Origin of the sequence: uncultured Veillonella sp. (assembly GCF_938010505.1) — a bacterium.
Classification (GTDB): domain Bacteria; phylum Bacillota; class Negativicutes; order Veillonellales; family Veillonellaceae; genus Veillonella.
In genome coordinates, this window is sequence record NZ_CALLVP010000146.1 from 1 (window position 1) to 14,159 (window position 14,159).

At 41.1% G+C, this 14,159-nt stretch carries 11 protein-coding genes and 1 pseudogene; 2 read left to right on the plus strand and 10 right to left on the minus strand.

The features are described from left to right. Together Q0507_RS09070 and Q0507_RS09075 are read left to right on the plus strand one after the other, a co-directional pair. Positions 1–1,559: PTS fructose transporter subunit IIC (locus Q0507_RS09070; protein WP_298715237.1), on the plus strand; the 1,559-nt coding region annotated here is incomplete at its 5' end. A gap of 492 nt (positions 1,560–2,051) precedes the next feature. Further along, positions 2,052–5,612: a subtype B tannase gene (locus tag Q0507_RS09075; protein ID WP_298715238.1), complete on the plus strand. Its 3,561-nt coding sequence runs from the start codon at positions 2,052–2,054 to the stop codon at positions 5,610–5,612. Positions 5,613–5,893: 281 nt separating this feature from the next. Here the strand turns inward: Q0507_RS09075 and cysK are convergent, their stop codons facing one another. From cysK to Q0507_RS09125, 10 genes and pseudogenes are all read right to left on the minus strand, one after another. Continuing rightward, positions 5,894–6,829: a cysteine synthase A gene (gene cysK / locus Q0507_RS09080; RefSeq protein ID WP_298715241.1), complete on the minus strand. Its 936-nt coding sequence runs from the start codon at positions 6,827–6,829 to the stop codon at positions 5,894–5,896. Between the two features lie 15 nt (positions 6,830–6,844). After that, entirely contained in the window at positions 6,845–7,294 is a 450-nt protein-coding gene (locus Q0507_RS09085; RefSeq protein WP_004698292.1) for an Rrf2 family transcriptional regulator, read from the minus strand. 364 nt (positions 7,295–7,658) lie between these two features. Continuing rightward, positions 7,659–8,222 (minus strand): alkyl hydroperoxide reductase subunit C, encoded by a 564-nt coding sequence (ahpC, locus tag Q0507_RS09090; RefSeq protein WP_004695016.1) that lies wholly within the window; start codon positions 8,220–8,222, stop codon positions 7,659–7,661. A gap of 187 nt (positions 8,223–8,409) precedes the next feature. Then, positions 8,410–8,625, minus strand: coding sequence for a hypothetical protein (locus Q0507_RS09095; RefSeq protein ID WP_004698120.1), 216 nt, complete (start codon positions 8,623–8,625; stop codon positions 8,410–8,412). Between the two features lie 9 nt (positions 8,626–8,634). Further along, positions 8,635–10,245: a CTP synthase gene (locus Q0507_RS09100; protein WP_298715244.1), complete on the minus strand. Its 1,611-nt coding sequence runs from the start codon at positions 10,243–10,245 to the stop codon at positions 8,635–8,637. Between the two features lie 15 nt (positions 10,246–10,260). Continuing rightward, positions 10,261–11,994: an arginine--tRNA ligase gene (argS, locus tag Q0507_RS09105; RefSeq protein WP_298715246.1), complete on the minus strand. Its 1,734-nt coding sequence runs from the start codon at positions 11,992–11,994 to the stop codon at positions 10,261–10,263. Then, positions 11,960–12,418, minus strand: a complete 459-nt coding sequence (locus Q0507_RS09110) for a DUF1934 domain-containing protein (RefSeq protein ID WP_298715249.1) — start codon at positions 12,416–12,418, stop codon at positions 11,960–11,962. The genes argS and Q0507_RS09110 overlap by 35 nt, the downstream gene beginning before the upstream one ends. Positions 12,419–12,470: 52 nt before the next feature. Beyond that, positions 12,471–12,722 carry a GIY-YIG nuclease family protein gene (locus Q0507_RS09115; protein WP_298715253.1) on the minus strand — a complete coding sequence of 84 codons (252 nt, stop codon included), beginning with the start codon at positions 12,720–12,722 and terminating at the stop codon, positions 12,471–12,473. Between the two features lie 124 nt (positions 12,723–12,846). Further along, entirely contained in the window at positions 12,847–13,488 is a 642-nt protein-coding gene (locus tag Q0507_RS09120) for a peptidylprolyl isomerase (protein WP_298715251.1), read from the minus strand. A 239-nt stretch (positions 13,489–13,727) separates the two neighbouring features. Then, positions 13,728–14,159, minus strand: a pseudogene (locus tag Q0507_RS09125) (hypothetical protein); the annotation flags it as partial.

The following is a 14,159-nucleotide window of genomic DNA, read 5'->3' on the forward strand; positions in this document are numbered from 1 at the left end:
TAACAGCTAAAGAGCAAGGCAACTTTGATCCATCTGTAGAAGGGTTTATCAAAACAGCAGAGGATCAAAAAGCAACCGGTATTACTGGTGCTATCGAAGCGAAGGCTACAGAAGCAATTGAAAAGGTTGCACCTAAGATTTCTGTAGATAACCCGCATTATGATGTACTAGCTGTTACAGGCTGTCCTACTGGCATCGCACATACCTACATGGCTGCTGAATCTTTAGAACGCAAGGCCAAAGAAATGGGCATCTCCTTAAAAGTAGAAAAGAACGGTGCCTCTGGCGTTAAGAATGCTCTTACAGCAGAAGAAATTGCCCATGCTAAATGCATTATCGTAGCTTCCGATCGTCAAGTAGAAATGGCACGCTTTGACGGTAAACCTATAATTCAAACTAAGGTAGCAAATGGCATTAATAAAGCTGAAGAATTATTGCGTGAAGCTATGGCGGGTACAGCACCTGTATACCAAGCATCTGCAGCAGACCGCGAAGCTGCTGAGATTGCAGCTAGCGCATCTGACAGCGTAGGTCGCCAAATCTACAAGCATTTGATGAACGGCGTTTCTCACATGTTACCGTTTGTTATCGGTGGCGGTATCTTGATTGCCCTCGCCTTCTTATTCGACGCATTCGATCCAGCGAATCCTAAAAACTTTGGTTCTGGTACACCTCTTGCGGCTTTCTTAATGCAAATCGGTGGCGCTTCCTTTGGCTTCATGCTACCAGTATTAGCGGGTTACATCGCTATGAGTATTGCGGACCGTCCAGGTCTTGTAGCTGGTTTCGTTGGTGGCTTATTAGCTAACCAAGGTGGCTCTGGTTTTCTAGGCGCATTGATTGCCGGTTTCGCAGCAGGTTATTTAGTATTATTAGTTAAGAAATTAGTATCTGGTTTGCCTCAAGCATTAGAAGGTACAAAACCGGTTCTCTTCTACCCTGTACTTGGCGTATTGTTCATCGGTATCGCTATTACCTTTATCATCAATCCTCCTGTATCCGCACTTAATCACTGGTTAATGGACTCCTTGCAATCCATGGGCACAACTAGCCGCGTATTGTTAGGTCTTATCTTTGGTGCTATGATGTCCGTTGATATGGGTGGCCCTGTAAACAAAGCGGCTTATGTTATCGGTACTGGTGCACTTGCGACTGGTGAATACGGTATCATGGCGGCTGTAATGGCAGGAGGTATGGTTCCTCCATTGGCAATCGCTCTTTGTACTACATTCTTCCCTAGCCGCTTCACAGAGGCTGAACGCAAATCTGGTATCACAAACTACATCATGGGCCTTTCCTTCATCACAGAAGGGGCTATCCCATTTGCAGCGGCTGATCCAGTTCGCGTATTGCCAGCTTGCATTATCGGTGCTGGTACAGCTGGTGCATTATCCATGTTCTTCGAATGCACACTACGCGCTCCACATGGTGGTATCTTCGTAGTACCAACAATTGGTAATCCACTTCTTTATCTTGCATCCATCGCAATAGGTTCCATTGTAGCTTGCTTCATCTTAGCACTTGTAAAGCCAAGTTTAAAAAATAGTATCGCTAAATAGATCATAAAATTAACTATCAATTATAGCTTATAACTTATATATGATTGATGGCTGATTATTGATTATTGATTATTGATTATTGAGAATTAATAAATTATTGATTTTTGATTGTTTATGATGAGTTTTGACGATTAGCGGTTAGTAACTAATAGTTAACATTTAGCGACTAATTGATTATTGACTCTTATCGATGGTGAAAGCTAGTATCACACCAATAGATATAGTAAAAGGACTAGAATATACGTGTTCTGAACTGACCTAAAATTGGACATAATTTAGGAGGTATAGTTCAAAAATATACGTGCTCTAGTCCTTTTCTTATATTCAAAAATAATTAATATTATTTTATAATTCATTATCAAAACTACTTTCAAAAGTGGAAGCAAATCCTCAAAATTGTACAATTACATCGATTTATGTTAAACTATATAAATATTAATTAACTTTAAAATTATAAATTATTATTAGAAATCTAGTTCGGAGAGCTAATTCATGAAGTCATCCAAAAATTGTAAGGTTACTGCTGCATTTCTTGCCGTAGCTGCGTTGGGTTGTGTTGCCCATGCAGAGCCTACACTTAACATGAATGATTTAGTAGGTACGAGTACCAGTGCTGAATCAACGACACAGAGTACTACAAGTGTAGCAACTCCAGTCGTGAAACCAATGGCAACTCAGCCAGTCTTACCAACTACACCACAACCGGCCACCATTGTACAACAACAAACACCACCGATGGCACAACCTCAACCATCCTACGTGATGCAACCAGCAACGGTTAGCCCTGTACAAACTCAACAAGCTACACCATTGCAAGCAGTACCGCAACAAGTAATACCAATGCAATCTCAACAACAGGTTCAAACTCAACCTCAGTATGTTGTCAATAAAGATACAAAGGCTGTCATGGAACCTACATTAGCAATGCACAGCTTGATAAATGTACAGCGAAAAACTGAACCTGTTACGGTAGAAAAACCAGTAGATGGTAAGCAACAAGTACAAACTACACAAGTACAACGTACGCCTGTTGTTATTCAACAAGAATCTATAGCGCCATTAACTGTATCTAATACTACAGTAACAAAAGCCGTGGTAGCCAAACAAAGGCTTACAATTCGCGATATTCAACGTGCTGAGCGTGAGCGTTTAGCTCAACTAGCCGCGGAAGAAGCAGCTCAACAAGCCGAGCAAGCTCGTATTGCAGAAGCACAACGTCAAGCAGCAGAGCAACAACGTATTCGCATCCAAGAAGAGCAACGCCGTATGGCCCTACAACAAGCTGAGCAAGAGCGCATGGCGGCTCAACAAGCTGAGGCACAACGTCAAGCAGCTATTAGAGCGGAACAAGAACGTATCGCCGCTCAACAGGCCGAGGCTCAACGTCAAGCTGCTATTAGAGCGGAACAAGAACGTATCGCCGCTGAACAAGCCGAGGCTCAACGTCAAGCAGCTATTAGAGCCGAGCAAGAACGTACGGCTGCTCAACAAGCTGAGGCGCAACGCCAAGCGGCTATTAGAGCCGAACAAGAACGTATGGCCGCTCAACAAGCTGAGGCGCAACGCCAAGAAGCTTTACGCGCTGAACAAGAGCGTATGGCAGCAGCTCAACAAGCTGAAGCTCAACGTCAAGCGGCTATAAGAGCCGAACAAGAACGTATGGCCGCTCAACAAGCCGAAGCTCAACGTCAAGCGGCTATAAGAGCTGAACAGGAACGTATCGCCGCTCAACAAGCCGAGGCCCAACGTCAAGCAGCTATTAGAGCTGAACAGGAACGTATGGCCGCTCAACAAGTCGAGGCACAACGCCAAGCGGCTATTAGAGCCGAACAAGAACGTCTTGCCGCTGAACAAGCCGAAGCTCAACGTCAAGCTACTTTAAAAGCTGAACGTGAGCGTATCCTCGCTCAACAAGCTGAAGAAGAACACTTAGCAGCTGAAGAAGCAGCTCGCCAACGTGCCGAAGCTGCCGCTAAAGCCGAAGCCGAACGACAAGCAGCTATTAGAGCCGAACAAGAACGTATGACAGCTCAACAGGCTGAAGCTCAACGTCAAGCTACTTTAAAAGCTGAACAAGAGCGTATAGCGGCTGAAAAAGCTAGAACTGAACGCGAAGCAGCTATTAAGGCTGAACAAAAACGTATTGCTGCTATACAAGCGGAAGCTCAACGTCAAGCAGCTTTAAAAGCTGAACAAGAGCGTGTAGCGGCTGAAAAAGCTAGAGCTGAACGCGAAGCTACTATTAAGGCTGAACAAGAACGTATTGCTGCTAAGCAAGCGGAACTCGCAAGACAAGCTGCAATCCAAGAGGAGCAAGAACGTTTAGCAGCTGAACAACTAGCAAAAGAAGAAGCTGAGGCTGCAGCCAAAGCACAAGCTGAAGCCGAAGCTAAGGCTAAAGCAGATGCAGAAACTGCTGCTAAAGCTCAAGCTGAGGCAAAAGCTAAATCTGAAGCTGAGACTAAACAAGTTCAAGAGAGCAAATTACCACAATCTTATGTAGATGCTCGTAATACAGTCTCCACAAAAGGCTCTCCTGTAACAGAAGAGAAGAATATTCTTTCCCAACCAATGGATCCACCATTGCAAGCCGATGCATCTGCAAAGATTAGCCTTGCCTTCGACGTGAAAAATTACGAATCCATGTCTACTACAGTAGATAATAAGGAAATCAAATATCGCGCCTTCGAATATATCCCTTACGTGGCTAATCCAATCGACATCGATCAGCAGTACATGAACCTCTATGTTCCAGAAGAATACTTCAACAACGGCACTGTAAATGGTTACAATACGCAAACAGCCCCTATTTTCATGCCAAATGCGGTAGGTGGTTACATGCCAAGCCAAGCTATGACTCCAAAAGTAGAAAATGGCAAACCTAACAGCGTTCTTTACGCATTATCTCGTGGTTATGTAGTAGCTTCCCCATCTACTCGTGGCCGTACAAACAAAGCCTCCGATGGCAACTTCATCGGTAAAGCACCTGCAGTTATCGTTGACTTACAAGCGGCTACAGCCTACTTACATGCCAACGATTCCGCTATGCCAGGTAATGCAAACCGTATTATCACAAATGGTACAAGTGCTGGCGGCGCGGTATCCTTGTTACAAGGCGCTGCAGGTAACAGCTCCGACTTCCAACCATATTTACAAGCATTAGGTGCGGCTACAGCGGCAACGAATGTATACGCAGTTTCTGCGTACGCCCCTATCACTAACCTTGATGCAGCAGATATGGCTTACGAATGGAGCTATAACGGCATTACGTCCTTCAATAAAGTGACTATGTCCCCAGGTGAATTACCACAAGCCAATGTAGGTGGTAACTCTGCTCCACCACAACGCACGATGCAACGTGTAAACTTGAATGCAGACGATCTAGCATACTCCAAAATGCTCAGTGAACACTTCCCTGATTACGTAAATAACTTACAATTACGTGACTCTTTAGGTCGTGTTCTAAAACTCGATAAGAACGGTAATGGTACTTTCAAAAATTATGTAAAAGAATTTATCGTTGCAGCGGCTAACAAGGCACAAGCTAAAGGTACTGATTTATCTAAACATACATACCTTGTACGTGATAATAAAACAGGGACTATCAAAGACATTAACTGGGAAGCATATAACCACTTTGTAAGCCGTTCTAAAGCGTCAGGCGCCTTTGACTCCCGTTCCAATGATACTGGTGAAAACAGTCTATTTGGTACAAGTACTACAGATAATAATCACTTTACAATTACTGCTGCATTACACGATACAACTACTAATCAAGATGTATACGTAGAAAATGCTAAGATTGTTACTATGATGAACCCAATGAACTATCTCGGTTCTCCAGCTGCGACAAATGCACGATTCTATCGTATCCGTTACGGCACAGCTGACAGCAATACATCTGTTGCAATTCCTTTAATCGTAGGTACGCGTGCTCAAAACCTTGGGTACAGAGTAGATATGATAACACCATTTGATGTAGATCATTCTGGTGATTACGATTTAGAAGAATTATTCAACTGGATGGATAATATTGTTAAAAACGGTAGATAATTACAATTAAATACATACCAAAATACTAAAGGAGCTACCTAGTAGCTCCTTTTTTATACAATTATAGATTTTCTTGAGTATTCAATTATAAATTTTCTTGTGAAAGTGCCCTTCCTATTATCAATCATCTTCGCCATTATCTAATCAGTACATCTAATACCACGACAAATAGAGCTCACCTAAACTACAATGCAAATACTTTAACGAAAAAAGCCCCTTTAAGCGAGGGGCTTTGGCTATATCAGGAAAGCAATTTTCATGCTTTCACTAATCATATTCTATTAAATTTCAGGGAATAAAGCTGTAGATAAGTAGCGTTCTCCTGTATCAGGGAGGATTACCACGATATTTTTACCTGTATTTTCAGGACGCTTTGCCAATTCTTTAGCGGCCCAAAGTGCAGCACCAGAGGAAATACCTACCAATACCCCTTCTGTATGACCGAAAGCTTGAGATGTAGCAAAAGCATCTTCGTTAGAAACTTGGATTACTTCATCGTAAATATTAGTATCCAATGTATCTGGAATGAAGCCAGCACCTAAGCCTTGGATTTTATGAGGACCTGGTTTACCGTTAGACAATACAGGAGAATCTAATGGCTCTACAGCAACTACATGTACACCAGGATTTTGTTCTTTCAAATAGCGACCTGCACCTGTCAATGTACCACCTGTACCAACACCAGATACGTAGAGATCTACGGCACCATCAGTATCTTGCCAGATTTCAGGACCAGTTGTTCTGTAGTGAATTGTTGGGTTAGCTTGATTTACAAACTGACCTGCTTCAATCGCACCAGCTGTAGCTGTTACAATTTCTTTAGCTTTTGCAATAGCGCCTTTCATACCAAGAGAGCCATCAGTCAATACGAGTTGAGCACCATAGCCGAGCATCAATTTACGGCGTTCAATGGACATGGTTTCAGGCATTACAATTACAACTTTATAACCAAGTGCAGCACCTACAGCAGATAAGCCGATACCTGTATTACCAGATGTAGCTTCTACAATAGTACCACCAGGTTGTAATTCACCAGACTCAACAGCTGCTTGAATGATTGCTGCTGCGATACGATCTTTTACAGAACCACCTGGGTTAAAGTATTCCAATTTAGCTAAGATGTTTGCTTCTGCACCAAATTTAGCACCAAAACGTGTAGCTGCCAATAATGGTGTTTTACCGATTAATTCAACAAAAGATTTTGCGATTTTAGACATAGTGGTCACTCCTTATTAAATAGAACCATCCCAATTATCATATTTTGTATCAAGTTTAGCGTAAGTTCCATCAATTACATCTTGAAGGGTTACGTTTTCTAAATAATCATGAATATAGTTTTGCAATCCTGCCCAGAAACCAACGGTACGTTCGTTGATTACTGTATCAGTACTCACCCCTTCATCAAGGGTAGATATGATAGCCATCGATTCCTCAGTAGCAAGCAAAATTTCAATAATTGTGTACTCTTTAGGGCTTTTAGACAATCGATAGCCGCCATATTTACCGCGAATACTATCCACTAGGTTAGCAGCACCTAAACGAGCTACAATACCTTCTAGGTATTTTTCAGATATGCCTTGTCGTTCTGCCACAGATCGTAAGGAAACTGGTTTATCTTGCCCTTGCTCTGCCAAATCGATGAGAACCATCAATGCATAACGACCTTTTGTGGAAATCCTCATATATCTTGCCTTTCTTTGTAAAAGTGAGTGCTAACACAGCCCATGTTTAAAGCACTTTTATACTATATTTATAAAACCCTGCATATTAATAGGAATTAATTTCATTATAGCCCACTCATGGCAAAAATGCAAGAACTTATTTCCTACTTTTATAAAGGGATATAAGCAACACAAAAGGACCAGCCCGAAGGCCAGTCCTTTTGCGTATAGTTTGTAGTTTGTTATATGAGGTTTACCATGATGAATTGGAGAGGGTTCATCTGGTATTGGGACTTACCGTATCGTCAGGAAAACGATGCGCGCCCGTATTTGTCATTTGAGGAGTTATCCCGATTGCTCTAGCATTTAAGTATAGGTTTCTTAATTAGATTTTACCTACAAGATCAAGACCTGGTTTTAAAGTGTCTTTACCTGGTTTCCAACGTGCAGGGCACACTTGGTCGCCATGCTTAGCTACGAATTGAGCAGCTTGTACTTTACGAACCAATTCTTCAGCGGAACGACCGATACCCATGTCATGGATTTCTGCTGTGCGTACGAAACCTTCAGGGTCTACTACGAATGTACCACGGTAAGCCATAGCGGATTCTTCTTGGAATACATCGAAGAAGTCAGCCAATTCATGTTTTTTGTCAGCTAACATGTAGTACTCGATTTTGTTGATGCTTGGAGAAGCATCAGACCATGCTTTGTGAACGAATTCGGAGTCACAAGATACGGAGTAAACTTCGCAACCCAATTCTTTCAACTCTGCATAGGAGTTTTGTACGTCTTCCAACTCAGTAGGGCATACGAATGTGAAGTCTGCTGGATAGAATACGAATACAGACCATTTACCCAACACGTCTGCAGTGCTAACTTTTACCAATTCAGGTTTTTTGAAAGCATCAAGTGTAAATTCAGGAAGTTGTTTACCGATAATAGACATGTTATGTCCTCCTTATTTGAGTTCCAAATTTTAACAATTTATTAGTATTGGTGTACTTAACACCACACCTATATCTATCTTTGTCTATATAATAACAAATATCATTCAATATTGCAAGCGTTATTTTTAAATTTATCGATATATTTTTCCAGCTTTTTTCGATGTAGGCAAAAAAAAAGAAAGATGCTCATTTCTGAGCATCTTTCTTCTTTTTACGTACTACAACAGACTTACTGTTCACAGTAGCGTGATCAAAAGCGATTAAACCCGCTATATTAGCAAGCCCTCTCCGTGCTATATGACCAGTTGTAGATTGTTCTTTTCCCGATTTACCATATACAAACTGCTCTAGTTTGAGTGCAGCTAATATAAATAAACCTATAATAGATAAAATAGATCCCATCGCTTTAATCTATTTTTTAAGTTCTAAGATTGCATCTACTAAACCACGGAATAATGGATGTGCATTATTTGGGCGAGATTTAAGTTCTGGATGCGCTTGTGTAGCGATGAAGAATGGATGGTTTTTTACTTCAATGCTTTCAACAAGGCGGCCATCTGGAGATGTACCGGAAATCACAAGCCCTGCATCGGTCAATTGTTGACGGTATTCATTGTTGAACTCATAGCGATGGCGATGACGTTCATAAATCAAATCTTCCCCATAAGCTTCGTGAGTTTTCGTACCGGCTTCCACTTTGCATGGGTAGATACCTAGGCGCATTGTACCGCCTTTTTTATCTACATCAACTTGATCACTCATCAAGTCAATTACTTTATATTTTGCGCTTTCATCAAATTCGCTAGATGTAGCACCTTCCATGCCGCATACATTGCGAGCAAATTCCATTACTGCAGATTGCATACCAAGGCATAGGCCGAGGTATGGAATATTATTTTCACGAGCGTATTGGATTGTGCGGATTTTACCTTCTACACCACGAGAACCAAAGCCACCAGGCACGATGATACCTTCAACACCATCAAACACCTCTTTAGGATCTACAGATGTATCATCAAGTTCTTCGGAATCAATCCAACGAATATTTACTTTAGTACCTGTAGCAATACCAGCATGATCTAGAGCTTCAACTACGGATAAATACGCATCATGCAATGCTACATATTTACCAACAATAGCAACTGTAATATCTTTGCTAGGATTCAAGATTTTATGAACCATTTCTTTCCATGCAGTCATATCGCAAGGACGATCTTCAAGGCCTAATTTTTTGATAACAATATCGTCAAGGCCTTGGTCTTGCATCATCAATGGCACTTCATAGATGGAGCTACAAGTTTGGTTTTCAATAACTGCTTCAGTTTCTACGTCGCAGAACAAAGCAAGTTTTTCTTTCATATCGTCAGAGATATGTTTTTCGCTACGGCATACCAAGATATCTGGTTGTATACCGATGCTGCGCAATTCTTTTACGCTATGTTGTGTAGGTTTAGTTTTCAACTCACCTGCAGCATTGATGTATGGTACCAATGTAACATGAATATAAAGTACGTCATTACGGCCTACTTCTTTTTTCACTTGGCGGATGGCTTCCATGAATGGCAAGCTTTCAATATCACCTACTGTACCACCGATTTCAGTAATAACTACATCAGCGTTATCCTCTTTACCTACGCGATATACGTTTTGTTTAATTTCGTTTGTAATGTGTGGAATTACTTGTACAGTGCTACCCAAGTAATCACCTTTACGTTCTTTATTGATTACAGACCAATATACTTTACCAGCTGTAATATTAGACCGTTTGCTAAGGTTAATATCGATAAAGCGTTCATAATGACCCAAATCAAGGTCCGTTTCGGCTCCGTCATCTGTTACGAATACTTCACCATGTTGGTAAGGGCTCATCGTACCAGGGTCGATATTAATGTATGGATCAAATTTTTGAATCGTTACATTGAAACCGCGGTTTTTTAGTAAGCGACCCAAAGATGCTGCTGTAATCCCCTTCCCAAGAGAAGAAACAACGCCGCCAGTTACGAAAATATACTTAGTTGCCATGATGCCTCCCACCTATTACATTTTTTCCGGAGCGGAAATACCTAAAATACCCAAGCCTTGACGAAGAACGAGGGCAATCGCTGTGATTAAACCAAGACGAGCTTGTTGCAACGCTGGATCTACGCCAATGATACGACCTTGACGGTAGAATGAATGGAACATGCTTGCCAAATCGTATAAGTACCGAGCAATACGATGAGGTGCACGATGTTCAGCAGCTTGAACTACCTCTTCTGGATATTCAGCTAATTTCTTAATTAATTCTAATTCCATTTCACTTGTAAGCGTTGTGAAATCAGTGTCACTATAATCACCAAATGCGATGCCGGCTTCACGCACTTGGTTGTAAATGCTATGAATACGAGCATGAGCATATTGGATATAATACACTGGATTGTCATTACTGCGAGATTTTGCCAAATTAATATCGAAATCAAGTTGGCTATCCAAGGAACGCATCAAGAAGAAGTAACGAGACGCATCTACACCAACTTCATCGATTAATTCATCCAATGTAACGCTATCACCGCTACGTTTAGACAATTTAACTAGTTCCCCATCGCGGAACAATGCTACCATCTGTAATAACAAAACTGTTAATTGATCTGGGTCATAACCAAAAGCAGCCATAGCAGCTTTTACACGGCATACATAACCATGGTGGTCAGCGCCCCAAATATCAATCATTTCTTTAAAGCCACGATCAAATTTATTGCGATGATATGCAATATCTGCCGCCAAATATGTAGGAACCCCGTTATCACGAATAACAACGCGGTCTTTATCATCCCCATAATCAGTAGATTTAAGCCATAAGGCACCATCTTTTTCATATACTTTGCCAAGAACCTTCAAGGCCTCTATGGAATGGTAAATTTCCTCAGTTTCGTGAACTGTACGTTCAGAGAACCAATGATCGAATGTAACGCGGAAGTTTCTTAAAGTTTCCTCTAGGCGAGCTAATTTTTCTTTTAAGCCCTCTTCCTTGAACAATGCTACGCGATCAGCTTCAGTCATAGCATTTAATTTTTCAAAGCCTTCACGTTCTGCAATAGCTTTTGCCGTTTCAATAATATCTGGACCACGATAGCCATTTTCAGGGAACACTAATGCCCCTTCTGAAATATCGAACTCAGGCATGGAACCATCTTCATTGCATTTAGGCGGAAATACTAATGTAGCTCCTTGTAACTCTTGGAAACGGTACTCAATGGAAATAGCCATGTTGTCGATTTGGTTACCCGCATCATTGATATAGTACTCGGATTGTACATTGTAACCCGCTGCACGCAACAAGTTCACAAGAGCACTACCGTACGCAGCACCGCGACCATGACCAACATGCAAAGGGCCTGTGGGGTTCGCACTTACGTACTCTACTTGAATCGTATCGCGCACACGCAATGGTTGAACACCATACTCAGTACCAGCATTCAAAATGGCTTTCAACGTATCGTATACCATGTCAGATTTCAAGAAAAAGTTAATGAAACCTGCACCAGCAACCTCGGCACGTTCAAGCCAATCAAAGTTCATATGGCTAATCAAAGCCTCTGCAATAGCGCGAGGGTTTTGACGAGCTACACGAGCGGATTGCATAGCGATGTTTGTGGAAAAATCACCGAATTCTTTTTGAGGTGGCACTTCGAGAACGATTTCTGGATATTCCCCAGCTGGTAAACCACCGCTGTTAATCGTATCTTGTAATGCCTGTTCAATCCCCGATTTCAGGATTTCCTTCATGTTCATGCTCTGTATCCTCCCGCACGTCTATATCTAACTGATTATAAAATTGCCATTCACCTTCGACGGAAATATCATATCCTAAATGAACATGACCTACGCCTTCGTGAAAGTCTACTGTTAATTCATGAGTATTTACGGCCATGTGTAAATCACCATACGGTGTTTCATACACAGATTCACGCTCTTCACCACGGGCGTATTGATGACGCATATTTACAGCCCCTGTTCGGAGCAACACAATAGAGTCATCTTGAATTTTAATGGTTGTCTTTACCCCATCTAAGCCAGTCACACTGGACTCTTCATAACGCACATACTGGGCATTACCCTTTTCGTATGACGTACCTGGGGAAATCAGTTCCACTACGGTATCCTTGCCGTCCATATCTCGTTGTACACTTTTTACGGACACTAGAACCCGCTTCATTCTTCAACCTCCATGGTAGTAATTAATCATCATATTATACCATATTCAAGGACTATTTTGCACCCTTAATGAGCCTCAATTTCTTAGGCTTTGTCATCTGTTTAATGGCATATTCTCTACGTTGTGCCGCTTGTTTTTCGTGAAAGCTTTCAGCATATACCAAGGCCACAGGACGACGGCCGCGAGTATACTTCGCACCTCCAGGAATATGTCCATTATGAGCATCCATCCGACGTTTAAGATCGGTAGTCCATCCACAATACAAAGAATCATCAGAGCAACGCACTAAATAAATATAGTGCATTTCTTCTGATTCATCGCCTTGATTACTAGCGTCGTTCAAGATTGCATCACAATCTACAATTATACCTTGTACCTCTTGTGTAGATGGGCATTCACCAGTAAGAGACTCTCGAGAAGTACTTTTCTTATTTGCCATTTTTAGCATCATCAGTAATCGGTTCCAATATAATGGAATTGATGATTACTGGTTCAACTGGTTTATCATTACGACCAGTCTTAACCTTGCCGATTTTTTCGACTACGTCCATCCCTTGTACAACAGTACCAAAAATAGTGTGTTTATTATCTAACCAATCCGTAGGACCCAAGGTAATGAAAAATTGAGAGCCCCCAGTGTTAGGACCACGGTTAGCCATGGCAAGAACACCCATTTTATTGAAATGTAAATCATTAGAAAATTCATCAGGAATTGTATAACCAGGACCCCCGGCACCCGTACCGTCTGGATCCCCACCTTGAATCATAAAACCTTCAATTACACGGTGGAATGTAACACCGTTATAGAAGCCTTTTTTTACGAGGTAGTCAAAATTTTTAACCGTAATCGGAGCTTTAGAGCCTAACAAACGAACCTTAAACTGACCATAATTTGTATCAAAAATAGCGTATTCATCAGCAATCGGCGCATTCGTAAAATTAGGCATCGCCACAGTTTCTGCTTTCACAGTATTACCTTGTGGTTGCTCCCCACTTTTTGTACCACATGCTGTTGTACCAAGCACTGTAATCCCCAACATTGCGCATAAAGCCAAGCGTTTCCAGTTCATATGTCCCCCCATACTGATATTATATATATCTAACTGTATATTTAAAATTTACATAGAAAAGCCGCTCAACCCGTGAGCGGCTCTTTTTTAGTATATCATATTATACGCCTATTGGAATTAAAAATATTTAAAAAAATTATTTAACTGAGACAAAAGCCTTTCAGATATATAACAAAAAACAGAGCTCCTAAAGGAGCTCTGTTTTTTATAACCATTATATTCTCACTAATTGTATCCGATTATTTACCATCGAATTGATCTGGAGTTGTATTGTTATACGTTTCAATATAGCTATTGAAATATTGAATCATACCGTTAAGGTTATTTTCGTTAGGGTCTGCAAGTACTTGACGAATAGCACCGATTACGGAGTTATAATTATCTACTAGTACTTCACCACGATCATTATTTATGCTCTTAAGCAATGTTTGAATTTCAGTAAGTTCTTTTTCTACAGCTGCTTTATCCGCTTTTTGTGGAGCTTGTTCTAAGTTTTCCACAAGAGTAGTCAAGCGAAGTGTAGATTCCATTGCTGCCGCATAGCCTTTTTTACCTTCTTTTTTCAATTTTTCAATTTGTTTCTTAGTTTGTTCAGTGTTAGTTTTATTAAGAACTTCATTGAACTTCGCATAAGCTGCATCGAATTTTTCTACTTGTGCTACGTATTTAGC